The organism is Tenacibaculum crassostreae (assembly GCF_964512405.1).
GTDB lineage: Bacteria > Bacteroidota > Bacteroidia > Flavobacteriales > Flavobacteriaceae > Polaribacter > Polaribacter crassostreae.
Genome location: NZ_CAZELE010000007.1, coordinates 457,452 through 480,539, shown reverse-complemented (window position 1 = coordinate 480,539; position 23,088 = coordinate 457,452). Strand labels below are relative to the sequence as shown.

The window sequence follows — 23,088 nt, the reverse complement described above, 5'->3', positions numbered from 1 at the left end:
ATAAATTCATTTTTGTACTTTTCTACCCAAGAATAAAAGTGAATATAATGGGGACTTCATGGTTTATAATAGCAAACCCTGTTGCTGGTAATGGAAATTTTAAAAAAGTTTGGTTTAAAATTCAAGAAGAATTAAAAAATCAACATATAACTTTTAAATATGTTAAAACAGCACATGCTAATCATGAAAAAGAGTTGGTTTACCAAGCTTTAAATCAAGGATTTAAACATATAATTTCTGTTGGAGGTGATGGAACTTTACATCATATTATTAATGGAATTATGTCGCAAAATATTGTTGATTATAAAGAAGTTACAGTTGGTGTTATTCCTTTAGGAACAGGAAATGATTGGGTAAAAACTTATGGGATTTCTAAAGATATTAAACAAGCAATACAAATTATAAAACATAAGAAAACTAAATACCAAGATATAGGATATTTAGAACTAGAAAACACTTCTTCTTACTTTAATAATGTAGCAGGAATAGGCTACGACGGATATGTTGTTAATAAGTTGAATAAACTAAAAAGATTTGGACCTATAGCTTATTTATTAAGTGGAATAGCTGGTTTATTATTGTATAAAAAAACAGTTTTCACCATTGAAATTGAAGATAAAATTATTGAAACTAAATGCTTAATGACATTGTTCGGTATTTGTAAATATTCAGCAGGTGGAATGCAATTAACTGATTATAAAGATTCTAGTAATGGTTTATTTGACGTAACTATTGCAAAAAACTTATCTTTTTTCAACTTACTTTTTAGCATTAAAAAATTATATAACGGAGAGATTGTTCATCATAAAAAGGTGGAAACACATTTATCTAATAGTTTGTCAATAACTCCAAAAAATACTTCAGATCTACCTTATATTCAAGCAGATGGCGAATTAATTGGTCAAGGAAAAGTAAAAGTTAGCTTACTAGAAAAAGCTATTCAAATTGTAATTCCTTAAAAAGTTAAAAAAAACTTAAAGAAAATGTAACATTTCTTAAAATTATACGTCTTTATAGTAAGAAAGTCGTTATAAATGAAAAGCTTACGCAAAATAATAGCCTTATTTATTTTTATATTTATTACAGGTATCATTGTAACCGTGGTAAGTATAAACACGACTTTAAACGAAAAGACTCCCAATAAAGTAGTCAAAGCAAAAGACTCTGTTTATCTTATCAAAGCAGCTAAAAAGCGAGTATAAGTTACTTATCAGTACTTATAAACATCAACTTATTTTTTAAAATATTTTTTAGAATTTAGTACTTAAGGAAAAGTATCTTCTATAAAATTATATCCTCACGTTTAAAATTATTCGTCCTTAAAAATGAATTAATAGTTTTTAAAAACTGTTATCAACATATAATATTATTAATAAAAAAGAATTTTAAAATTTAAAAAAAGAAATGATTGTTATTATAGTGTGTTAATATGTGGAATAAAAAATAGATTTATTTTTTGGTGAAGTGACTTATTAAAATAAATAAACAAGTTATTAGATAAATAAAAACTTTAAAATCAATTACAAAACAAGGTTATTAACAAAAGTTATAAACAGCTATTCACTACTTTTTTTGAATAGTTAATTCAATTTTAAATGTAAAAAAGAGGTTAATTTAATGTTGATAAATGTTCATTAAAATCTCAAAAAAAAAGTTGCATAATTAATTTCAGTTCTTGTATTGTAAATTTTTTATAAAAAATCAAATTTTCTTTTCAGAATATACTATTAGTTCTTAACAATTAGATAATACTATGTAACCTCTTAATTTTTAATAGGTTATTAAGAATACTAAAAAAAGCATTGTTAATTACTGTTGATAACCTTGAATAACTGTATTTTTGTAACTCACAACTAAATTAAAATCAACAAATTATGACAATTGCTGTAGGAAACGACCACGCAGGTACCGAATATAAGTTTGAAATTATTCAACTTTTAGAAGAATTAGGACATAAAGTAATCAATTTTGGTACAAATGATACTGATAGTATGGATTATCCAGATACCATTCATCCAACTGCCGAAGCTGTTGAAACTGGTCAAGCAGAAATAGGAATTATTTTATGTGGAAGTGGTAACGGAGCGCAAATGACAGCTAACAAACACCAAGGTATTCGTGCCGCTTTATGTTGGAACAACGAATTGGTTGAATTAACGCGTCAACACAACGACGCTAACATCTTAACAATTCCAGCTCGTTTTGTATCGTTACAACAAGCTTTAGGTTTTGTAAAAATTTTCTTAGCTACCGAATTTGAAGGTGGACGTCATGCAAACAGAGTCGAAAAAATAGCTTGCTGTTAATGAATTTTAGTATAAAAAAATTTCAAGAATTAACAACTTCAGAACTATATGAATTACTTCAATTACGTTCTGAAGTTTTTGTTGTTGAGCAAGATTGTGTGTATCAAGATATTGATGGAAAAGATCTTAAAGCATTACATGTTTTAGGTAAAAAAGAAGGTAAAATAGTAGCTTATACACGATTGTTTAATAGCGGTGAATATTTTGATACACCTAGTATTGGTAGAGTGGTAGTAAAAGATACCGAACGTAAATATGGTTACGGACACGATTTAATGAAAGCATCTATACAAGCTATTGTTGATAACTACAACGAAACTACCATCACTATTTCTGCACAAACCTATTTACAAAAATTCTACGAATCTCACGGATTTAAACAAGTTGGTGAAGGTTATTTAGAAGATGGGATTCCGCATATAAGAATGGTTAGAAAATAGCTATTTATTATTTTCTTTTTTATTCATTTTATAAAGTAAATATCCGAATCCAATTAGAAAGTGTAGGATAATGATACCTGCAACTATGTAAATAAAAGTATTTGAATTATCTCTCATAGAGTAAAATTAAATAAAAGATAATTTTTAAATAGTAACAAAGGTTACAGTAGGTTTTCAACTTCTTTTACTTCACCAGATATCATATTACCCAATAAAATATGACCTACACGAACACGAACTAAACGAAGGGTAGGAAAACCAACTGCAGAAGTCATTTTACGAACTTGTCTAAATTTTCCTTCGGTAAGCGTAACTGATATCCAAGGAGTAGCTCCATGACGCTCATCACGAATTTTCTTTGTTCTATTTGGCAAATCAGGAATAGCTATTAATTCTACTTTACAAGGTTTTGTTGTGTATTTTTCTCCGTGAATACCAATTTCTACCCCGTTTTGTAGCTTTTCTATTGCTTCTGTAGTAATAGCACCGTCAACTTGAACATAATATTCTTTTTCAACACCACCTCTAGTAGTAATAAAGTCGCTTACTTTTCCATCGGTAGTTAATAACAACAATCCTTCCGATTTTACATCCAACCTACCAATAGCCATTGTTCCTTCAGGAAAATCAAAATCTAATTCTCCTAATAATTTTTTCTTTCGCTTTGTTTGGTTATTAATAAACTGAGAAAGAAACCCATAAGGTTTGTAAATCATGAAATGACGGTGGTTAGGCATCTAATTTTTTTAAGTCGCACAATATTACAAAATGTAGTATAAAAAGATAGGAATTAACCACTAGTTTTTTATAACTTAGCAACTCTTATTTTATAAAATAATTAGCACGATTTATGGCAGCAGATAAAGAAAAAGAAGCGAAACTAAAAGCGCTTCAACTTACACTAGATAAGCTAGATAAGACTTACGGAAAAGGAACAGTAATGAAGTTAGGAGATAGTCAAGTAGAAGATATTGATGCTATTTCTTCAGGTTCTTTAGGATTGGATTTAGCGTTAGGTGTTGGAGGATATCCTCGCGGAAGAATTATTGAAATTTACGGACCAGAATCATCAGGTAAAACAACCTTAACCATACATGCCATTGCCGAAGCGCAAAAAGCAGGAGGTATTGCGGCTTTTATTGATGCTGAACATGCTTTTGATCGTTTTTATGCTGAAAGTTTAGGAGTAGATGTTGATAATTTAATTATTTCTCAACCAGATCATGGAGAGCAAGCTTTAGAAATTGCTGATAATTTAATCCGTTCAGGTGCTATTGATATTGTAGTGATTGACTCGGTTGCAGCCTTAACACCAAAATCTGAGATTGAAGGTGAAATGGGTGATTCTAAAATGGGATTACATGCCCGTTTAATGTCACAAGCACTTCGTAAGTTAACTGCTACAATTAGTAAAACGAATTGTACTGTTATTTTCATTAACCAGTTGCGTGAAAAAATTGGAGTTATGTTTGGTAACCCAGAAACTACCACAGGTGGTAACGCTTTAAAATTCTATGCATCGGTGCGTTTAGATATCCGTCGTAGAACCCAAATTAAAGATGGAGATAAAGTAATTGGTAACAGCACCAAGGTTAAAATTGTAAAGAATAAAGTAGCACCTCCATTTCAACAAGCAGAATTTGATATTATGTATGGAGAAGGAATTTCTAAAGTTGGTGAAGTTTTAGATATAGGAGTAGAATACGGAATTATAAAGAAAAGTGGTTCGTGGTTTAGTTACGGAGACACTAAATTAGGTCAGGGTAGAGATGCTGTAAAAGGTGTTATTAAAGACAATCCTGAGTTAATGGAAGAACTTGAAAACAAAATTAAAGAAGCTATTGAAAATCAAGATTAAGTAATTTAGATTAAAAGTTCAAACTATTACTATTTAAAAAAGCTGTTGATTTCTCAACAGCTTTTTTTATCGTTAGGTGATAGTTAGCTTTTTTTTAAACCCCTGTACTACCAAATCCACCCGTACCACGTTCGGTTTGATCCAAAACTTCAACTTCTTGCCATTGTACTCGTTCGTGTTTTGCAATTACTAATTGAGCAATACGCTCACCGTCATTCACTACAAAATTTTCGTTAGAAAGATTGACTAAAATCACGCCAATTTCCCCACGATAATCAGCATCCACTGTTCCAGGAGAATTTAAAACAGTAATTCCTTTTTTTGCTGCGAGTCCGCTTCGCGGACGCACCTGTGCTTCAAAACCGAGCGGAAGCGCAATAAATAATCCTGTTTTTATAATAGCTCTTTCTAAAGGCTTTAAAACAATTGCTTCATCGATATTTGCACGTAAATCCATACCAGCTGAACCTTCGGTTTCATAAGCAGGAGTTTGGTGTTTAGATTTGTTTATAATTTGTACGTTCATGTTTTTATTCTATTGAGTTGCTCTTTTAATTCTATAATTTCAGACAAATATAACTCGTTTAAAAATTCATTATATCTATCATCACGTTTGTATTCTATGGTTTCTTCTGCTTTTAAAATATGTTCATTAGCTAATTTATGATTGTATTGTTCAACATATATTTTTGCTAACCAAAAATGAGCTTCGCAGGTGTATTCTGATTGTTTTAAAGCTCTTTTAAATTCTATAATAGCGTTTTCGTAATTATTTAATTTATACTCACAAATACCAAGATAAACCATGGTTTGAATATCAGCCCATTCTTCTCCTTTTTGATTTTTTATACTTTGATTGAAATAAGCAATTGCTTTTTGATACTCTTTTTTACCAAAGTAACATTCACCTCTAAGAAAATCAATATCTTCTCCCCAAGGAGCATCTATAGCGTTTGGTGTTAAGCTATCCAACCTATTAAAATCTTCTAAGGCTTTTGAATAATTTCTTAATTTTCTTAAATGTATCCACCCTCGATAACCAAGATGCATACTAGGTTCTAATTCTACAGCTTTGTTTAAGTATTTAAAACCTGTTTTAAAATCTCCAGACTTATTAAATTTTTCTGAATATAACCTATAATCTTCACTATTTAAACTTTCAAAATTTTCTACTTTCTGTTTAAATTCTTCATATTTATTTTTAGAATCATAGGTTATATATGTTAAGAACAATAAAAATAACAATATAGATATTAGGATTATAAGACCTAAAACCTTAAAAAACTTCTTTAATAATACCATCTTCAATTTTTAAACGAATTAAATAAAATGTTTTGGTTTCAGTATCATTTTTCCAATTTGACAAACTACTTGAAATAGCTTCAATTTTTTTTATAAGTTCACCATTATTAAAAAAAGTGGGTTGATAATTTTCATCAATTTGATAGCTTTCTTGGTTACAAAAATTACCATGTTTATCAATATGAATTTTTAAAGTTATATAACCGTTATTTGGAGTAATATTTTGTTCCTCAGTAATTAATTGTTTAAAAGCTTTTCTAATGGTAATATTTTCTCCTTTAATTGTTGTGTTGTGGTCTTTATGAGAAAAGTTGACTAATTTAGATGAATAATACGGTTCAGAATATTCTTCACACGGTTCTTTTTTCTTTGAACAAGAGAAAAGAAATACTAAGAAAATAAGTGCAATTTTAAAAATTTTCATTTCTTCATTATTTTCAATTCTCAAATATAATAAGAGTATTCTTTAGAGAGAACTTTATAGTTTTCTTAATTTTGTAATACAAACACGTACTACTATGAGTAATCAAACCAAAATAGCTGTTTTAGGAGGCGGTAGTTGGGCAACTGCTATCGTAAAAATGTTATCAGAAAATTTAGAAACTATAGGATGGTATATGCGAAGTGTATATGCTTTAGAACATATTAAACGTAATAAACACAATCCTGGTTATTTAAGTTCTGCAGAATTACACCCTGAACAACTCGATTTGTCGGATGATATGAATTATATCGTAGAGAATTATGATGTACTAATTTTTGCAATTCCATCCGCTTTTTTAAATACAGAATTAGAAAAATTAACAGCTTCGTTACAAAACAAAGTAATTTTTTCAGCAATTAAAGGAATTGTGCCAGAATCTGGATTAATTGTAGGCGAGCATTTTCATGATAAATATGATATTCCGTTTGAAAATATCGGAGTTATCACTGGTCCATGTCATGCCGAAGAGGTAGCTATGGAGCGTTTGTCCTACTTAACACTAGCTTGTCAAGATCAACAAAAAGCAAAAGAATTAAGTAAATCGATCGCTGGACGTTATATCAAAACAAAAATTTCTGATGATATTATTGGTACCGAATACGCCGCAATGCTTAAAAATATTTACGCTATAGCAGCAGGTATTGCCCATGGATTAGGATATGGAGATAATTTTCAATCAGTATTAATGAGTAACGCTATTCGTGAAATGAAACGTTTTATTAAAAAGGTTCATAAAATGAAGCGAAACATTAATAATTCAGCTTATTTAGGTGATTTATTAGTTACAGGATATTCGGTATTTAGTAGAAACCGAATGTTTGGTAATATGATTGGTAAAGGATATACTGTAAAATCAGCCATGTTAGAAATGAGTATGGTTGCCGAAGGATACTATGCGACAAAAAGTGCTTACGAAATCAATCAAAAAAACGGTGCAAAAACTCCTATTATAGATGCTGTGTATAACGTATTGTACGGCAAAAAAGAAGCGAAAGATGAGTTTTTAAAGTTAACAAATAGATTAGATTAGTTGTTTGCATTTGTACAAATAATCCTTCTTAATATAAATTAAGAAGCCTCATTCAATCGCTTCTATAATTGAGTTGTGTTTGGGTTTTGTATAAAAGCTACAATGAAAGCAAATTTAATTTAAAATTCTGATTAGCAAATATTTTAGTTGAATTTCTTAGTAAAAAGAAAATTATGTTTAAAATTACTTTTTGTAATATTTTTATTACTTTTAGTTTAAAATTAAACAAATGAAAACAATTCAGGAAGCTGTTGAAATTACTATCAGAAAAACACCTTTTATTGAAGAAGCATTGAACGAAAAACTTATTAATGTGTCTTCGTTAGCTAGAGAAATTTTACCAGAAGTTTCAAAACTTTTAAAAAAAGAAATTAAAGTTGGCGCAGTAATGATGGCAATTAACAGATTGTCGCCAGCTAATGAATTGAGAGTTCGTAAAAACATTAAGCGACTTGCACTAAATTTAGGAGATGTAATTGTACGATCAGACTTGTGTGATTTTACATTTAAAAACACCACATCACTTTTAAAAGAAATTGCGAAAATTTTAAGTAAATCGGCAGATAGTAACGATTATTTCTTAACAGTTTCACAAGGAATTTTTGAAACAAACATTGTTACCAGTAAAAATTTGCAACCTTTTGTTGAAGAAATTTTTAAGAAAGAAACACTTATAAATAATGTGAACGATTTGGCATCAATCACGATAAAACTTCCAAAAGAAAATTTAGATCAATCAGGAATTTACTACTTTATTTTAAAGCAATTTGCTTGGGCAAATATTGCGGTTCAAGAAGTCATATCAACCACTCATGAAATGACTATCGTGGTAAAAGAGCGTGATGTAAACGAAACATTTTCCATTTTAATGGATTTGAAATTAAACTAATTCATGCAAAAAAAAGATCCGTACGCTTCACTAAGAATTAAAGAGTTTAATATTTTTCTTTTAGTTCGTTTTTTATTGGTTTTTGCTTGGTCTATGCAATTTATAATCATAGAATGGCAGGTTTATTCAATTACTAAAGATCCTTGGAGCTTAGGTCTTATTGGCGCATTTGAGTTTCTACCGGCTTTTTCAATGGCATTGTTTGCGGGTCATATTGTAGATCAAAAAGAAAAAAGAAATCTATTAGCTTTATGTATTGCTCTATTTTCGTTAATTAGTTTCGGATTGTACTTCTTAACAACTCCTGAACTTATAGAAGGATGGAGTTCTAAAACCGTTTTATATTCCATTTATGGATTGGTGTTTTTCGGAGGTTTTTTGCGTTCTTTTTTCGGACCTACCATTTTTTCTTTAATCGCATTAATAGTACCTAAAAAATTATATCCAAATGCAGCTACTTGGAGCAGTACTACATGGCAAGTAGCTAGTGTTTTAGGACCTGCTTTTGCAGGATACACTATTTATTTAATAGGAGTAAATCAATCATTATCAATTGTTTTTGGGTTGGTTTTACTATCTTTTTTTATGATGTTTTTCATTAAAAAGAAACCTATAATGAACCATAAAAAAGGCGAGCCAATCGCTAAAAGTTTAAAAGAAGGAATCTCTTTTGTATTTAAAACAAAAGCAATTTTAGGTGCTATTACTTTAGATATGATTTCGGTATTGTTTGGTGGAGCTATTGCATTATTACCCGTATTTGCTCAAGATATTTTACAAGTTGGCGCAAAAGGTTTTGGAGTATTAAGAGCTGCACCAGCAATAGGTGCTTTTATAACGATGCTAATCACCGCATATATTCCTATAAGTAGAAATGCAGGAATGAAATTATTAGCTGCTATTTTCGGATTTGGTGTTTGTATTATTGTTTTCGGATTGTCCACAATTTTTTGGGTGTCCTTAGTAGCTTTATTTTTCAGTGGTGTTACCGATGGAGTTTCCATGGTAATAAGACAAACCATTCTACAATTAAAAACTCCTGATCATATGCGTGGCAGAGTAGCTTCGGTAAACTCTATGTTCGTGGGTTCTTCTAACGAATTAGGAGCCTTAGAAAGCGGTATAACTGCTAAATTAATGGGAACAGTAACGGCAGTTGTTTTTGGAGGAACGATGACTTTATTAACAGTAGTAACCACAGGAATTCTTAATCCAACTCTGAGAAAGCTAGACTTAACAAAAGATTTAGAAGAACATGAAAGAGAAGAATAACAAATGAGTTATTCTAAGACATATCAAAATAGTTAATTTTAGTAATAACTTTGGTGGTTTGATCAAAATCTATGTTGATAAACACGTCGCATTCTTCACATTCAGCAAATAAAATACTCTTATTACCATTTCTACCCGTACTAAAAGAAACCGTACCTAATTTATCAATAGAATCACCAATAGTTACTGTAATTCCTTTAATTGTAAGGTTTGATTCGTTGCTAAGAATTACAAATGATTCAATGAAAGGTTTACTTTTTGATGTAGAAAAATCAAGCTTTAAACCGTTAAATTTAAAATAGTAGTAAAATCCGTTATTTTCAAAAGAAGTAGCTGCACCTAAAAGTGATTCTACCTTAGATTGTTTTCCGTTGGTACTTTTTATTTCACTTAAAGCAACATTGTTTATTTTACAACTATTAATATCGTCTTTAGAAATAACATTCACATTTTGGGCATAGCTAAATACACACACAAACATTAACACTACAAGAACAAACTTTTGTTTCATTCGTAATACTTTTATAAACCAATAAGTTATTGGTTGGGGAATTAAAAATTAGCGCCAAATATAGCTTTTTTTTAGACTCAATTATAATGCCAAAAAACTTTAACAAAAAGTAATCGCTACATTTATTTTTTCTTCTAATTCTTGTTGATGTTTGTTCGTTGTTTCTTCACTCCAATTAAAGTATTGTTTAAACTCAGAAAGAACAAAGTTTTTGTTTGCATCTACGCTTGGTTTATCAAAAAATAAACGACCTGTTCTTCGCATAAAAAAGTCGGTTAGAGTACACGTCATTTCATGCTGAATAGCAAACCAAACTTCTGCTTTTAATAAACGTTGCTCACTATTTTTAATAGTTAATTCATCAAATTTATCTAGAATAATATCGGTTTGTTTTCCGTAGTTATGAACCAAATAATTAGCATCAAGTTCCGTTAAATCAACAGATTTTATGCGTTTGAAAATTTGTTTACTATATAGTTTTACCGATTTATAATTTTGAAAAGGACCTCCGGATAAGATAATATCTTCGGTTTGAATAGTGTCGAATTCTACCTGAAAACGACGTTTCATTTTTTTAGCAACCATATCTACAATACGTTCTGCCATTTTTCGGTAACCTGTTAATTTACCTCCAGCGATAGAAATTAGCTTGGTGTCGGAAACAAAAATTTCATCTTTTCTTGATAATTCTGAAGCCGATTTTCCTTCTTCGTGAATCAACGGACGTAAACCTGCCCAAGATGATTGAATATCATCTATGGTTAAATGAATATCAGGAAACATATTATTTACAGCTTCAATCAGATATAAAGCATCTACCATTGAGGTATTTACTGAATCTTTATCTTGTTGATAATTGGTATCGGTAGTACCAAAATACGTTACTTTTCCCCTTGGAATAGCAAACATCATTCGTCCGTCTGGAATATCAAAATACACCGATTGTTTAACGGGTAATTTTTCATGAGGAACAACCAAATGAACTCCTTTGGTTAAATGTAAACGTTTTCCAATTTTTGAGTTGTTTATTTGACGTAATTCATCTACCCAAGGTCCTGCAGCATTTACAACATATTTAGCTTTTATATCATAGCTTTCGTTTGTAAAAGCATCGATTACTTTAGCTCCAACGACGCGTTTGTTTTCGTAAATAAACTCGGTAGCTTGTGTATAATTTATAATTTGTGCGTCGTATTGACTTGCAGTTTTTAACACTTCGATAGTTAAACGAGCATCATCGGTACGATATTCAGCATAAAAACCAGCTCCATTTAAAATAGTATCAGGTAACAACGGTTCTTTTTCTAACGCTTCTTTTTTGTCAAGCATTTTACGCTTGTCATCACCTTCTACCGAAGCTAATACATCGTATACTTTTAATCCGATAGAAGTTAACCATGATCCGTAGGTTCCACCTTCTATAAGTGGTAAAATCATCTTTTCAGGAATAACCAAATGAGGTGCTAGTTTATGCACAATAGCACGTTCGGTTCCTACTTCTTTTACCAACCAAAAATCAAACTGTTTAAGGTATCGTAACCCACCATGAATTAATTTTGTTGATTTACTCGACGTACCCGAAGCAAAATCATTTTTCTCCACCAAAGCGACTTTCATTCCACGAGAAGCAGCGTCTAAAGCAATTCCTGCACCAGTAATTCCGCCACCAATAATCAACATGTCGAATTCGGTATGCTGCAGTTCTTGTTGAATATTTGCTCGGTTAAAAAAAGAAAAGGTATTCATAGTGTGGTTTTTTATCTACCAAAAATAAGAATAAAAAGAAACGATAAAAACAAAAAAAGAGCTGAAATTATCAGCTCTTTATAAAGTTGCCCCCGCAACGAATAAACCAATACTAATGATTTAGTTTTTTCCAATTTTTATCTGCTTGTTGTTGCAGTTCTTTCGGATTTTCTTTTTTCCAAAGATCTAAAGTATTCGTACCCCAAGAATTGTAAAATAGATACAGTTTGTTATCTCTAATTTCAAAAGTTTTTGGATTGATTGATACTTTTTCACCAGTTTTACCAATAGCATAAGCACAGTATCCACCATATTGAGGAATATATTGTTTTGGGTTTTCTTTAAATGTTTTTAAATTTTCTTTTGATGAAAACCTAAAATTTACACCGTCGTAGGTTGTAGAAAACTCCTTTTTACCTTTTTCTGTTTTATTGTTAAAATAGGAAACTACATCATATCCGTTTGCAATTGCACCATTTTTAGTGTTGTACTGTTGCGCGAATAGTGAGGTTGATATTAGTAATAAAATAAAGGTGATTTCTTTCATCTAAGTTACTTCTTTTTGTGTTTTAACTCTTTCCAATTGGCATCTCCTTGAGCCTGCAATTTTTTGGTGTCACCATTTTTCCAATCGTCTAATTTGCTAGATATCCATGAGCTATAAAACAAGTACAATTTACCATCTCTCACTTCATATGCTTCTGCATCTATGTACATTTTAGTTTTTTTGGCAGCGACAGCGTAAGCACAATACCCGCCGTATTGAGGAATATATTTTATAGGATTTTCTTTAAATAAATTTAAGTTTTCTTGAGAATCGAATTTAAATTTAGCTCCGTCGTAAGTAGTTTGAAATTTCTTTTTTCCTTCTAAGGGTTTATCATTGTTAAAATAGGAAACAACATCATATCCTTCGGCAACGAATCCTTTTTTTGTGTTATAATCAATATTTTGAGCTGAAATTACTGATGATGTCAGTAAGAATAGTAGAACAAATATGTTTTTCATAAGTAAAGAGTTTTCAATGTTGTCGAAGAAAACTTTTAACCTTACAATTTATACTTATCTATTTTTTAATAAACTCCATGATTTTTGAATTCGACCTTTTCTTACAGGGAGAATTTCACCAAATTGTAAAAAAACAAATTCACTTTGATGAGGTCTTAAAAACACAAAATCATCAACAGATAATGAAGAGTTTTTAGGAATATTAATCATGGTTTGATTGGTAGAAGCACCAAATAAATTATTTTGTTTAATTCCTTTTGGATAATGATAATCGGCTTTCCAAAAACCACCGTAAATAAAAGCAGAATCTTTAGTAAAAAAACGTTTTAAAAGCTCTAAACCAGGAATAGTAGTGTTTATAAAAGTTTTTAAAACAGGAGAAGCAATAAAACTAGCTGGTTGATATTCTTGCAACGAAGGAATATCAAACGTTGTAGGTTTTACCAAGCAAGAACCAGCAGCTATATCATTTGTTGGACTGTTATTTTTGTGTAGATGTAAGGTAGGACTTCCAGCTCCGTTAAAGGTCAAGTTTTCATTCCATAGTTCAGGAAATTCTTTTTTAACCAACCTTTTACATTCGCTATAAAACTCATTCGCTAATTGTAATGATTTCTTCTGAGAACGAAGTATACGAGGTAATTTTACAATATGCGGATCGTATCCCATAAAACCATAAAACTCGACAAAATCTTTATTTTTATCAATTAAAGTGAATCCTTTTTTTAAAGATTCTATTGATGTAAAACCACCACGATGTAAGCCTACATCTATTTCTACATTTAACCGAAGTTTTTTATTCAGTTTTTTTGCTAAAGAAATATATTCTTCAATCCGTTTTTCGGTATCGACTAACCATTGAATTTGAGTAAATGGATTAAAACCATTGTGTTGTAGAGGTAAGTTGTTGTAAAAATATTCTGCAGTTTTTACAGGCATAGGTTTGCCTAATAAGATATCAACTTCATTATTTAATTTTGAAGCTAAATCACTTAAAAAAGGTTGATGAAAAACCATTAGTTTAGTAGAGCTTGTCTTTTGCATAATGTATTGCAAAAGCTCAAAAGAAGGTAATGATTTTACAACTATTCTTAAGTTTGATTTTGGATGAATACTATTCTTTAAAACAGCTATATTTTGATCTAAAATATCTAAATCTACCAATAAAAAAGGAATCGCTCGTTGGTAGTTTTTTAGTTCTTTATTTAAGTTGGTAAAATACGTATTCATTAAACACCGATTAGTTTTTTAATATACGGATTTACAAAAATATTTTCAGGATCATGTTCTTTTCTATGCTGCATAAATGTTGCAAATTCTGGATAACTTTCTTGAATATCAGTAGTTGTAAAATTATTTAGTTTACCCCAATGAGGTCTTCCGTTATAAGCTTTAAAAACTTTTTCTAAAGCATTAAAATATGATTGATATTCTTTTTTGTTATACACATGGCAAGCTATGTATGCCGAATCTCTATTATAAGCAGGACTCATGTAAACATCATCTTCTTTTACCCAACGATTTTCAATAGGAAAATGAATGTTGAATTTTTTAGAATTCACTATTTTTTGAACATCTTTAAACACATCTTGATAAGCTTCAGCAGGAATATTGTATTCCATTTCGTTGAACTTAACTAATCGTTGTGTTGCATATACTTTATGACTGTGATATACTTTTTTAACATTACTTATACTTGCTGCAGTAATTGCTGCAACGGTTTTGTTTTGTGACGGAAAATACCGTGCGTATTCACAAAAAAGTTTAAAAACATAATTTTCTAACACATATTCTGTCCAATAATTAAAAAAGTTCACCTTATCGGGTTCTGAATCTTCCACGATGTTTGATGTTTTTGTCCATGCTGTATTGGTATACGGAATCCAATAAAATTCAAAATTTCTATTTTGCTGATTTCTTTCTTGTAAGGTAGCTAAAACATCGGTTAATTTTTCTTTTTTATTTTGAAGTTTGAGTTTATAAGCAGGAACACACTGTAAGGTTACTTCTGTAATAATTCCTAAACAACCTAAAGATACTTGAGCAGCTTTAAAAAGTGAAGTGTTTTGGTTGGCTGAACAAGAGATAATATCTCCTTTTCCGTTAATAAATTTTAACCCAAGAACTTGATTACTTATTGATTTAAAATTAATACCAGTACCATGGGTTCCTGTACTAATTGCACCAGCGATAGATTGTACGTTAATATCACCCATGTTTTCCATAGCTAGCCCTTTTTCAAAAAGTAATTCACCTAATAAACTTAGTTTAGTTCCTCCTTTTACAGTAGCTATATTTTTTTCTTTTTCGAAAGAAATTAACCCTTGATACTTGTCTAAACTTACCAAAATTTCATTGGTAGCGCATAGAGGTGTAAATGAATGACCAGAACCAATAACTCTTATTTTAAGATGATTATTTAGCGCTTTAATTACTAACTTTTGTAGTTCTTCTTCGGATGTTGGAAAAGCAATTTTAGATGGATTCCACTGTACATTTTCAGCCCAATTTTTTTTAAAGTTCATAATTAATTTGCTTTGGTTAGTAAGTGTAGATAAGGAAGAATAACTTCTTCATATTTTTGAAGTAAAAATACTTTAGATTGGCTTTTTAAAGTAGAATGATGAATGGCTATTCCTTCGATCATTCCAACAAGTTGTTGTGTAATTACTGATGCAGGTAATAATATATTTATTTCTTTTTGCTGAATAGCTTGCTCTATGATTTTATCAATCTCTTTTTGAAAACTTTTAAGTGTTTCAGTTATTTTTTCACGTATAATATCGTCTTCTTCACTTTCTAATTGAAATTGAAAATATCTACGAATAGGATACGTATTTTCAGCATTTAGTTGTTCAACAAAATCTATTAAATCAATAAAAAATAAAAACCTCTTTTTTATTCTTTCAAGAAAAGAAGCATTGTCATCATTTATTGAAATATCAGTATATAATTTAAAAAAGTACTCATCTAAAGTTGCTAAATAAATTTCATACTTACTTTTAAAATGATGATAAATGGCTCCTTTTGAAAGTTGTGTGGCGTCTATGATATCAGCTAAACTGGTTTTTTTGTAGCCTTTATGAAGAAAGAGTTTAAAGGCTTGATTTACTATTTTTTCTCTACCGTTTTTCGCCATTACTTTATTGTAATATGATCAAATATAGAGAAAAAAAGAAAAACAAACCAACTGGTTTGTTTTTATAACAACATTAAATTACATCCACGAATGTCTGAATTATCAAAACGACCAATGATTTCAAAGCTATTATCTAGGTGAGTTTTTCCTAAATCTTGAGTGGCAATAAAAGAACACGAATTGTAGTTTGCTAAATCAATTACATTTATTCCACCAGATTTTCCTTTCGGTAAAATAGTTAAAGGATCTTCGGTATCACGAGTTAAAATTCGCATCCAAGGAGGACAGTTAAAAACTCCGTTTCCTTTCGAATATCCTTGACTAAGTAATTCGGTCATGCCATATTCCGAATGAATTTTTGAAACACCAAAACCCTTGCATAATAATTTGTGAAGTTCATTACGAATCAATTCTTTTCTACGTCCTTTCATTCCACCAGTTTCCATAACAATAGTGTTTTTTAGGTTGAATTGATGTTTTTCAATCAAATCAAGTAACGCAAAAGAAACTCCTATCAGTAATACTTTTTTGTTTTGATTGTCTAAATCTATTAGTTTTTTAGCTAGCTCATCAATATTATTAAGATAGAATCCACTTTCTGGGTGATTAGACTTCTTAATTAAATCGTCTACCATATAAACAAGAGAGGAACCTTGTCTTTCCAAATAATTAGGTAGTAAAGCTAAAACTACATAATCTTCAATATTTCCATAGAAATGTTCAAACCCTTTTAAATAACTTTTTTCATACCAGTCCAAATCCGTAACAAAATGTTTGCTAATTACACTTCCGGTAGTTCCTGAGCTTGAAAAAACTTCTTGAATTCCATTTTTTGAACTAACAACCTCTCTAGTTTTAAAAAATTGAATAGGTAAAAAAGGAATTTCTTCAATTTTTGTAATATCAGACGGATGAATGTATAATAAATCGCAAAACGACCTATACACCTTGTTATTACTGAACTGATGCTTAAAAACATCAAGAGCAACTTGTGTAAAATCGTCGTTATTTTTTATGTTAAAGACTTGTTCTTTCATATTTTTTACAAAAATAAGAGTATTTCACGCAACCTTTTTAATTTTTGTGCATCTAATAAGAGAAGTCCCTAAAAAGATTATATACTTGCGGCTTTTTATAGCAGCAAACAAAATCTATTGTTAATACTGAAATAAAAAACAAATAAGAAAACTATAAGCAGATAAGTAAACCAGACATACAATAGCTTTAGAGGAACTAATAAAAAGATGTTGCCAACAAGATTTAAAGGCACAAGCAGAGGTATATAAGCTCTTTGCTAGGAAACTTTTTGCTTTATGTTTAAAATACTCTAGTAGTTATGAAGATGCTGAAGATACTTTGCAAGATAGTTTTTTAACAATCTTTAAAAAGATTAATCAGTATAACAATAAAGGGTCTTTTGAAGGGTGGATAAAAAGAATAACAATTAACACAGCCCTACAAAAATATAGAGAAAAAGTTCCGTTACAATTAGTTGTTGATGAAGAAGAAATAGAAGATGTTGTTGAAATAAACCCAGAGGTTAATGTAAACATCTTATTAGAGTTAATACAAGATTTACCTGATAGATATAGGTTGGTTTTTAACTTGTATGTTTTAGATAATTTTTCGCATAAAGAGATTAGTGAAATGCTTAAAATATCAGAAGGAACATCAAAATCAAACCTATCTAGAGCTAAATTTATATTAAAAGAAAAAATTAAAGGACTAAACACAATAGTAGCAGAAGCTTAAATGAAAGAGCAACATAACATAGAAAGGCTATTTCAAGAAAAGTTTAAAGACTTTGAAGCTACTCCTAGACCAGAGGTTTGGGAAAGTATAGAAGCTAAACTTACAAAGAAAAAGCGTAGAGTATTACCAATGTGGTGGTTCTCTGGTGGTGTAGCTGCTACGTTGGTTTTAGGGTTTTTGTTTTACCCTTATGTGAGTGAAGAAGAAACAATAAATGATATTGATACTAATGTGGTAGAAACAACCACAAAAGAATTGAATACCAAAAAAGAAAAGAAAGAAAATCTTTTTAAAGAAGATATAAATAATAACGAAAAACTTGTTGTTGAAGAAACAATTAAGAAAGAGGAATTGAAAGAAAAACTTCTACCAAACGAAGTTTTAACCACTAATCATGTTGTGAAGATTAGTAAAAATGAGCTACTAAAAGAAAAGAACAACTCAGTTAGTAAAGTAGTTGAAGGGGCTTTACTAGCAGAAACCACAGTTGTGAAAAATGAAGCTCAAACTGGCAAGTTTGAAAATAACTTGCCAGTTATTCTTAAAAAAGAATCACAAGAAAATCTAAGCAAAGAGAAAGACTCTCTTAACAATACTAAAAAGCAAGAATTTAAACCTAAAAAGGATTTAATAGCTGAGGTTGAAAAAGAAACGGATAAATCTAAAGAAGACAAGGAGATAAAAAGATGGTCAGTTGCACCAGTTTTTGCAATTATTAAAGCGAACTCTTTTTCAAAAGATTCTCCTTTAGATAGTAAATTAATTCCAACACCTACAAACGGTAGTAATAATTTTTCTTACGGAGTAAAAGTTGCGTATCAATTCAATAATCGTTGGGAAATTCAATCTGGAGTTCAAGTTCAAAAAGTAGATTATACTAACGATAATGTTCCTATAACAACTAGTTTTAGTAGTTCAGATTTATCAAGTGTTGATTATAACGAAGAGTTTAGCAGCTTTGGTTTTGGAACAGGAACTTCTAGTGGATTTGGAATCTTATCAACAGGATTTGGAGTTATAAATGAAAATGCAACATTAACACAAAGCTTAGGATATATTGAAGTACCTGTTGAGGTAAAATATGCTTTTATCAATACTGAAAAGTTTAGCACAAAAGTAGTAACTGGTTTTAGTTCATTATTTTTAAATAAGAATGAAGTTTCGGTTTCTTCAGAAAAAATTTCTGAAACTTTTGGAAGTATTAAAAATCTAAATTCTGTAGATTTTAGTGGAAACCTGGGTGTAGAATTTGACTATTCAATAAACAAACAACTAAAATTCAATTTAAATCCAATGTTTAAAGTACAGTTTAACACATTTTCATCTGAAAGTAACGGATTTAAACCTTATACATTAGGATTATACTCTGGTATAAAATATCAGTTTTAAAAAATAGTAGTTCCCCCGTGTTAATACGTACCTTTTATAAAATTGTTAGCGGTTTTATTAAAGGTACATTTTAAAGAATAATCAATAGTTGTTGATTTGGTTTGAAAAAAGGCTAAAAACTCAATTGTTTTTAGCCTTTTTAGTTGTTCAGCATTTTACTAGCCAATTCTGTTTGTTTTCAAACAAAACAAGCTGTTTTTGTTTAATTTATTAATTGCAAAATTATTCGTAGTTTTGAACTTTGATTTTAAATAACTAAAATAACAAAACAAAATGGCAGATTTTGGTATTAAAGAAGCTTTAGCTCAATTAGGCTTAAAAGATATAAACAACGGAACATCAACAGGTTCGGTAAACTTCGCTAACGGAGAAATTATCGAAAGTTATTCACCAGTAGATGGTAAGTTAATAGGTAAAGTAGTAGCAAGTACTAGAGAAGATTATGATAAGGTGATGGAAGCAGCTACTTCAGCTTTTAAAACTTTTAGAGCGATGCCTGCTCCACAAAGAGGTGAGATTGTTCGTCAATTTGGTAACAAATTAAGAGAATTAAAAGCTCCATTAGGTAAGTTAGTTTCTTACGAAATGGGTAAATCTTACCAAGAAGGTTTAGGTGAGGTTCAAGAAATGATTGATATCTGTGATTTTGCTGTTGGTTTATCGCGTCAGTTAAACGGACAAGTTATTCCTTCGGAAAGACCAGGACACGTTATGCGTGAACAATGGCATCCGTTAGGAGTAGTAGGTATCATTTCTGCATTCAACTTCCCAGTAGCGGTTTGGTCTTGGAACACTGCTTTAGCTTGGATTTGTGGTAACGTATGTGTATGGAAAGGATCTGAAAAAGCGCCTTTATGTTCTGTAGCATGTCAAAACATTATTGCAGAGGTTTTAAAAGAGAATAACTTACCAGAAGGTATTTCTTGTATCGTAAACGGAGATTACAAAGTAGGTGAGTACATTACTGAAGATACACGTATTCCTTTAGTATCTGCAACAGGCTCTACAAGAATGGGACGTATTGTTGGTGCAAAAGTTGCTGAGCGTTTTGGTAAATCTTTATTAGAATTAGGAGGAAACAATGCAATTATCATTACTCCAACTGCTGATTTAAAAGTTGTTGTTCCTGGTGCTGTATTTGGAGCTGTCGGAACAGCAGGACAACGTTGTACTTCAACGCGTCGTTTAATTATTCACGAATCTGTTTACGATAAAGTAAGAGATGCTATTGTTGGTGCTTACGGACAAATTAGAATTGGAAATCCATTAGATGAAAATAATCACGTTGGTCCATTAATCGATAAAGATGCGGTAAATACTTATTTAGCAGCAATTGAAAAAGCTAAAACCGAAGGAGGTAAAGTATTAGTAGAAGGTGGCGTTTTAGAAGGAGAAGGATACGAAAGTGGATGTTACGTTAAACCAGCAATCATTGAAGCAGAAAACCATTTCGAAATCGTTCAACACGAAACATTTGCTCCAATTTTATATTTAATGAAGTATTCAGGAGATGTTGAAAACGCTATTGAAATCCAAAACGGAGTAGCTCAAGGATTGTCTTCTTCAATCATGACAGCTGAAATGAAAGAAGCTGAAAAATTCTTATCATTTGCAGGATCTGATTGTGGTATTGCAAACGTAAACATTGGTACTTCTGGTGCAGAAATCGGTGGGGCTTTCGGTGGTGAAAAAGAAACAGGTGGAGGACGTGAGTCTGGATCTGATGCTTGGAAAGTGTACATGCGTCGTCAAACAAATACTGTAAACTATTCTGACGAATTACCTTTAGCACAAGGAATTAAATTCGATTTATAAGAAAACATAGTTTTCAAAATATAAAAAAGTCTCATCATTTCGATGAGACTTTTTGTTTTTATAATAAGTTGGTTTTATTATTTTTCTAAAGCATTAGCAATTACTTTATAAGATTCATGCGCTTTCGACATTTTAGCATACTCTAAAGCAGTAAATCCGTTATCAGATTTCACTTTTAATTTAGCTCCTTTGTCAATTAACAATTTTACAATGTCTGTTTTGTTATATCTAGCAGCAAACATTAGCGGAGTTAATCCTGTAGATTTTCTGTTAATATCTGTTCCGTTTTCAACCATAGCTTTCACAGCTTCAAAGTTTCCAGCTCTAATTAGTTTACAAAAAGTGCTCACATTGTCGTATTTAACAATAGTTTTTACAGGAGCATCTAAAGAAGTTGATGCAGTAATAGTTCCGAAAGATAAAGCGATTGCTAAAGCAGTAAATACAAATTTTTTCATGATATAATGTTTTTATTTTAAGATTAGGTTACAGCTAAAAGACGCTACTTAAAATAAAACGTTTCAAGAAAAACACAGACTTAACAGTTATTTAAGATAAGCTCTTAAAAAAAACTTAACAGATTAAGTATTTTTTAATAAATTAACATTCAATTAATTAACTAATAAAATAATGAGTAAAAAATCAACTTACTTATTAGGCATTTTGTTAACTATAATTATTGGTACTTTGTTGTATTGGTATTTATGCTGCAGTATTTGTTGTAACAAACAAAGCTGTGAAGTAAATAAAAACGAACAAGAAGTTACTAGTGATTTAAGTACAGAGCCTGATGTAAAAGAACCAACTTTTTTTCCATTTAGTATTAAAGATGCAAATGGCGACCTCTCACTTTCTTTTGATGAAAGTTTTAATTTCGAAAAATCGAAGTTTATAATTCTCGACTCTATTTCAACAGAATTAAACGATGTAATAGTTAACATTAAAGAATATTTTGATGCTAACGGAAACAAACGATTTAATATAACAGGATTTTATACCAGTGATGAAATCAACAATTCGGCGTTTCCTAATTTAGGGTTAGCAAGAGCGAATTCTGTTAAGAATTATATGGTTTCTAAAGGAATATCATCTAAACTCATCAATATTTTTGGAGAGTTGAACGACGAAATGGTAACGGATGCCAATAATGTTTTTAACGGACCCGTTAAGTTTGATGTTTTTACAAGAACAGAAGAATCTTCAGCTAAAGATGAAGAGTTAAAAGCTGCTTGCGAAGCAATCAAAGAAAATCCGTTAATGTTATATTTTAAAACCGGAGCCGCTTCTATCAACTTAACTGCAGAACAACGCCAAAAGTTTGCAGACATTGCTCGATGTGTTGATAAACTTGACTTAAAAATACAAGTAGTAGGTCATACCGATAATACGGGAACTCCAGAAGGAAATATGACTTTAGGTCAAAACCGAGCAGATTTCGTGAAAGATTACTTAGTAAGCAACGGAATTTTACAAGAAAACATTCAAACTTCTTCTGAAGGTCAAAATCAGCCTATTGCAGATAACGTAACTGAAGAAGGAAGAGCAAAAAACAGAAGAATTGCAGTAACTATCAACTAAAAAACAAAAATAAAATTATGAATTGGTGTATATTAATCCCACTATTAGTAGGTCTTATCTCAGCTATTTTAGGCTATTTGTTAGGTAAATTATTAAGCAAAGGAAGCGAGAATAACGATGAGGTAACTATTTTAAAAAATAAAGTCGCATCGTTAGAAGCTGCGTTAAAAACTTGTAGAGAAAGCAAAGTTAATTTAGAAGAAGATTTAAAATTAGCAAAGTCTAATTTAACGTCATCATTTGCAGCTACGACTCTTATTCCTTTTAATGCCGATGCCGCAAAAGCTGCTTTTGGTAAAAAAATAAAAGAAAACGATTTAAAAATTGTAGAAGGAATCGGTCCTAAAATTGAAGGATTGTTCCATAATTTTGGAATTAACACTTGGAAAGCTTTAGGAGAAGCTTCGGTAGAAAAATGTCAAGAAGTTTTAGATAGTGGAGGAGAACGTTATAGAGTTCATAAACCTACCACGTGGCCACAACAAGCGAAACTAGCTTATGAAGGTAAGTGGGAAGATCTTGTAAAATGGCAAGATGAGTTAGATGGCGGAAAATAAAAGCGAATTTTA

At 30.5% G+C, this 23,088-nt stretch carries 25 protein-coding genes; 12 read left to right on the top strand and 13 right to left on the bottom strand.

Annotation, left to right across the window (positions count from 1 at the left end; genetic code table 11):
- The 3 genes from ACKTST_RS12550 to ACKTST_RS12540 all read left to right on the top strand — a co-directional run.
- A partial coding sequence (locus tag ACKTST_RS12550; RefSeq protein ID WP_408048086.1) for a diacylglycerol/lipid kinase family protein occupies positions 1 to 959 on the top strand: 959 nt, incomplete at its 5' end.
- A gap of 915 nt (positions 960 to 1,874) precedes the next feature.
- Positions 1,875 to 2,306, top strand: coding sequence for a ribose 5-phosphate isomerase B (gene rpiB, locus ACKTST_RS12545; protein ID WP_408048085.1), 432 nt, complete (start codon positions 1,875 to 1,877; stop codon positions 2,304 to 2,306).
- Positions 2,306 to 2,746 (top strand): GNAT family N-acetyltransferase, encoded by a 441-nt coding sequence (locus ACKTST_RS12540; RefSeq protein WP_408048084.1) that lies wholly within the window; start codon positions 2,306 to 2,308, stop codon positions 2,744 to 2,746. The genes rpiB and ACKTST_RS12540 overlap by 1 nt, the downstream gene beginning before the upstream one ends.
- 161 nt (positions 2,747 to 2,907) lie before the next feature.
- Here the strand turns inward: ACKTST_RS12540 and ACKTST_RS12535 are convergent, their stop codons facing one another.
- On the bottom strand, positions 2,908 to 3,483 hold the full coding sequence (locus tag ACKTST_RS12535) for a pseudouridine synthase (RefSeq protein ID WP_408048083.1): 576 nt from the start codon (positions 3,481 to 3,483) through the stop codon (positions 2,908 to 2,910).
- Positions 3,484 to 3,596: 113 nt separating this feature from the next.
- Between ACKTST_RS12535 and recA the strand changes: the two genes are divergently transcribed.
- Positions 3,597 to 4,604: a recombinase RecA gene (recA, locus tag ACKTST_RS12530; RefSeq protein WP_408048082.1), complete on the top strand. Its 1,008-nt coding sequence runs from the start codon at positions 3,597 to 3,599 to the stop codon at positions 4,602 to 4,604.
- A 94-nt stretch (positions 4,605 to 4,698) separates the two neighbouring features.
- On the opposite strand, the gene dut is transcribed toward recA, so the two are convergent.
- Genes dut through ACKTST_RS12515 form a run of 3 tightly spaced genes read right to left on the bottom strand, consistent with a single transcriptional unit; the run spans position 4,699 to position 6,330 of the window.
- Positions 4,699 to 5,130 (bottom strand): dUTP diphosphatase, encoded by a 432-nt coding sequence (gene dut / locus ACKTST_RS12525; protein WP_408048081.1) that lies wholly within the window; start codon positions 5,128 to 5,130, stop codon positions 4,699 to 4,701.
- Positions 5,127 to 5,906: a tetratricopeptide repeat protein gene (locus ACKTST_RS12520; protein WP_408048096.1), complete on the bottom strand. Its 780-nt coding sequence runs from the start codon at positions 5,904 to 5,906 to the stop codon at positions 5,127 to 5,129. Before ACKTST_RS12520 ends, dut begins: the two co-directional genes overlap by 4 nt.
- Entirely contained in the window at positions 5,881 to 6,330 is a 450-nt protein-coding gene (locus ACKTST_RS12515; protein ID WP_408048080.1) for a hypothetical protein, read from the bottom strand. The genes ACKTST_RS12520 and ACKTST_RS12515 overlap by 26 nt, the downstream gene beginning before the upstream one ends.
- A gap of 94 nt (positions 6,331 to 6,424) precedes the next feature.
- On the opposite strand from ACKTST_RS12515, the gene ACKTST_RS12510 reads away from it, so the two are divergent.
- The 3 genes from ACKTST_RS12510 (at position 6,425) to ACKTST_RS12500 (ending at position 9,581) form a co-directional block, all read left to right on the top strand.
- A complete protein-coding gene (locus tag ACKTST_RS12510; protein WP_408048079.1) occupies positions 6,425 to 7,420 on the top strand; it encodes an NAD(P)H-dependent glycerol-3-phosphate dehydrogenase in 996 nt (331 codons plus the stop codon).
- A gap of 229 nt (positions 7,421 to 7,649) precedes the next feature.
- Positions 7,650 to 8,309: a hypothetical protein gene (locus ACKTST_RS12505; protein WP_408048078.1), complete on the top strand. Its 660-nt coding sequence runs from the start codon at positions 7,650 to 7,652 to the stop codon at positions 8,307 to 8,309.
- A gap of 3 nt (positions 8,310 to 8,312) precedes the next feature.
- Complete coding sequence (locus tag ACKTST_RS12500; protein ID WP_408048077.1) at positions 8,313 to 9,581, top strand: MFS transporter; 1,269 nt, start codon at positions 8,313 to 8,315, stop codon at positions 9,579 to 9,581.
- 13 nt (positions 9,582 to 9,594) lie between these two features.
- Here the strand turns inward: ACKTST_RS12500 and ACKTST_RS12495 are convergent, their stop codons facing one another.
- From ACKTST_RS12495 to ACKTST_RS12460, 8 genes are all read right to left on the bottom strand, one after another.
- The gene (locus ACKTST_RS12495; RefSeq protein WP_408048076.1) at positions 9,595 to 10,092 is read right to left on the bottom strand and encodes a hypothetical protein; all 498 of its coding nucleotides are present in this window, start codon (positions 10,090 to 10,092) and stop codon (positions 9,595 to 9,597) included.
- A 99-nt stretch (positions 10,093 to 10,191) separates the two neighbouring features.
- Positions 10,192 to 11,838 (bottom strand): glycerol-3-phosphate dehydrogenase/oxidase, encoded by a 1,647-nt coding sequence (locus ACKTST_RS12490; protein ID WP_408048075.1) that lies wholly within the window; start codon positions 11,836 to 11,838, stop codon positions 10,192 to 10,194.
- Positions 11,839 to 11,950: 112 nt separating this feature from the next.
- Positions 11,951 to 12,385: a YHS domain-containing (seleno)protein gene (locus tag ACKTST_RS12485; RefSeq protein WP_408048074.1), complete on the bottom strand. Its 435-nt coding sequence runs from the start codon at positions 12,383 to 12,385 to the stop codon at positions 11,951 to 11,953.
- Between the two features lie 5 nt (positions 12,386 to 12,390).
- The gene (locus ACKTST_RS12480) at positions 12,391 to 12,846 is read right to left on the bottom strand and encodes a YHS domain-containing (seleno)protein (protein WP_408048073.1); all 456 of its coding nucleotides are present in this window, start codon (positions 12,844 to 12,846) and stop codon (positions 12,391 to 12,393) included.
- 54 nt (positions 12,847 to 12,900) lie between these two features.
- Positions 12,901 to 14,076 carry an alanine racemase gene (locus tag ACKTST_RS12475; RefSeq protein WP_408048072.1) on the bottom strand — a complete coding sequence of 392 codons (1,176 nt, stop codon included), beginning with the start codon at positions 14,074 to 14,076 and terminating at the stop codon, positions 12,901 to 12,903.
- A complete protein-coding gene (locus tag ACKTST_RS12470; RefSeq protein WP_408048071.1) occupies positions 14,076 to 15,371 on the bottom strand; it encodes a D-arabinono-1,4-lactone oxidase in 1,296 nt (431 codons plus the stop codon). The genes ACKTST_RS12475 and ACKTST_RS12470 overlap by 1 nt, the downstream gene beginning before the upstream one ends.
- 2 nt (positions 15,372 to 15,373) lie before the next feature.
- Positions 15,374 to 15,985 carry a TetR/AcrR family transcriptional regulator gene (locus tag ACKTST_RS12465; RefSeq protein ID WP_408048070.1) on the bottom strand — a complete coding sequence of 204 codons (612 nt, stop codon included), beginning with the start codon at positions 15,983 to 15,985 and terminating at the stop codon, positions 15,374 to 15,376.
- Between the two features lie 62 nt (positions 15,986 to 16,047).
- Entirely contained in the window at positions 16,048 to 17,022 is a 975-nt protein-coding gene (locus ACKTST_RS12460; RefSeq protein ID WP_408048069.1) for a LuxE/PaaK family acyltransferase, read from the bottom strand.
- 181 nt (positions 17,023 to 17,203) lie between these two features.
- Between ACKTST_RS12460 and ACKTST_RS12455 the strand changes: the two genes are divergently transcribed.
- The 3 genes from ACKTST_RS12455 to amaB all read left to right on the top strand — a co-directional run bounded on the left by ACKTST_RS12455 (position 17,204) and on the right by amaB (position 20,941).
- Positions 17,204 to 17,737 (top strand): RNA polymerase sigma factor, encoded by a 534-nt coding sequence (locus ACKTST_RS12455; protein ID WP_408048095.1) that lies wholly within the window; start codon positions 17,204 to 17,206, stop codon positions 17,735 to 17,737.
- Complete coding sequence (locus ACKTST_RS12450; protein ID WP_408048068.1) at positions 17,738 to 19,126, top strand: outer membrane beta-barrel protein; 1,389 nt, start codon at positions 17,738 to 17,740, stop codon at positions 19,124 to 19,126.
- Between the two features lie 273 nt (positions 19,127 to 19,399).
- Positions 19,400 to 20,941, top strand: a complete 1,542-nt coding sequence (gene amaB / locus ACKTST_RS12445) for an L-piperidine-6-carboxylate dehydrogenase (RefSeq protein WP_408048067.1) — start codon at positions 19,400 to 19,402, stop codon at positions 20,939 to 20,941.
- Positions 20,942 to 21,018: 77 nt separating this feature from the next.
- Here the strand turns inward: amaB and ACKTST_RS12440 are convergent, their stop codons facing one another.
- On the bottom strand, positions 21,019 to 21,399 hold the full coding sequence (locus ACKTST_RS12440) for an ankyrin repeat domain-containing protein (protein WP_408048066.1): 381 nt from the start codon (positions 21,397 to 21,399) through the stop codon (positions 21,019 to 21,021).
- A gap of 172 nt (positions 21,400 to 21,571) precedes the next feature.
- Here ACKTST_RS12440 and ACKTST_RS12435 point away from each other — a divergent pair, with 172 nt between their 5' ends.
- Positions 21,572 to 22,519, top strand: coding sequence for an OmpA family protein (locus tag ACKTST_RS12435; protein WP_408048065.1), 948 nt, complete (start codon positions 21,572 to 21,574; stop codon positions 22,517 to 22,519).
- A gap of 17 nt (positions 22,520 to 22,536) precedes the next feature.
- Positions 22,537 to 23,076 carry a hypothetical protein gene (locus tag ACKTST_RS12430; RefSeq protein ID WP_408048064.1) on the top strand — a complete coding sequence of 180 codons (540 nt, stop codon included), beginning with the start codon at positions 22,537 to 22,539 and terminating at the stop codon, positions 23,074 to 23,076.
- Positions 23,077 to 23,088 lie beyond the last annotated feature (12 nt).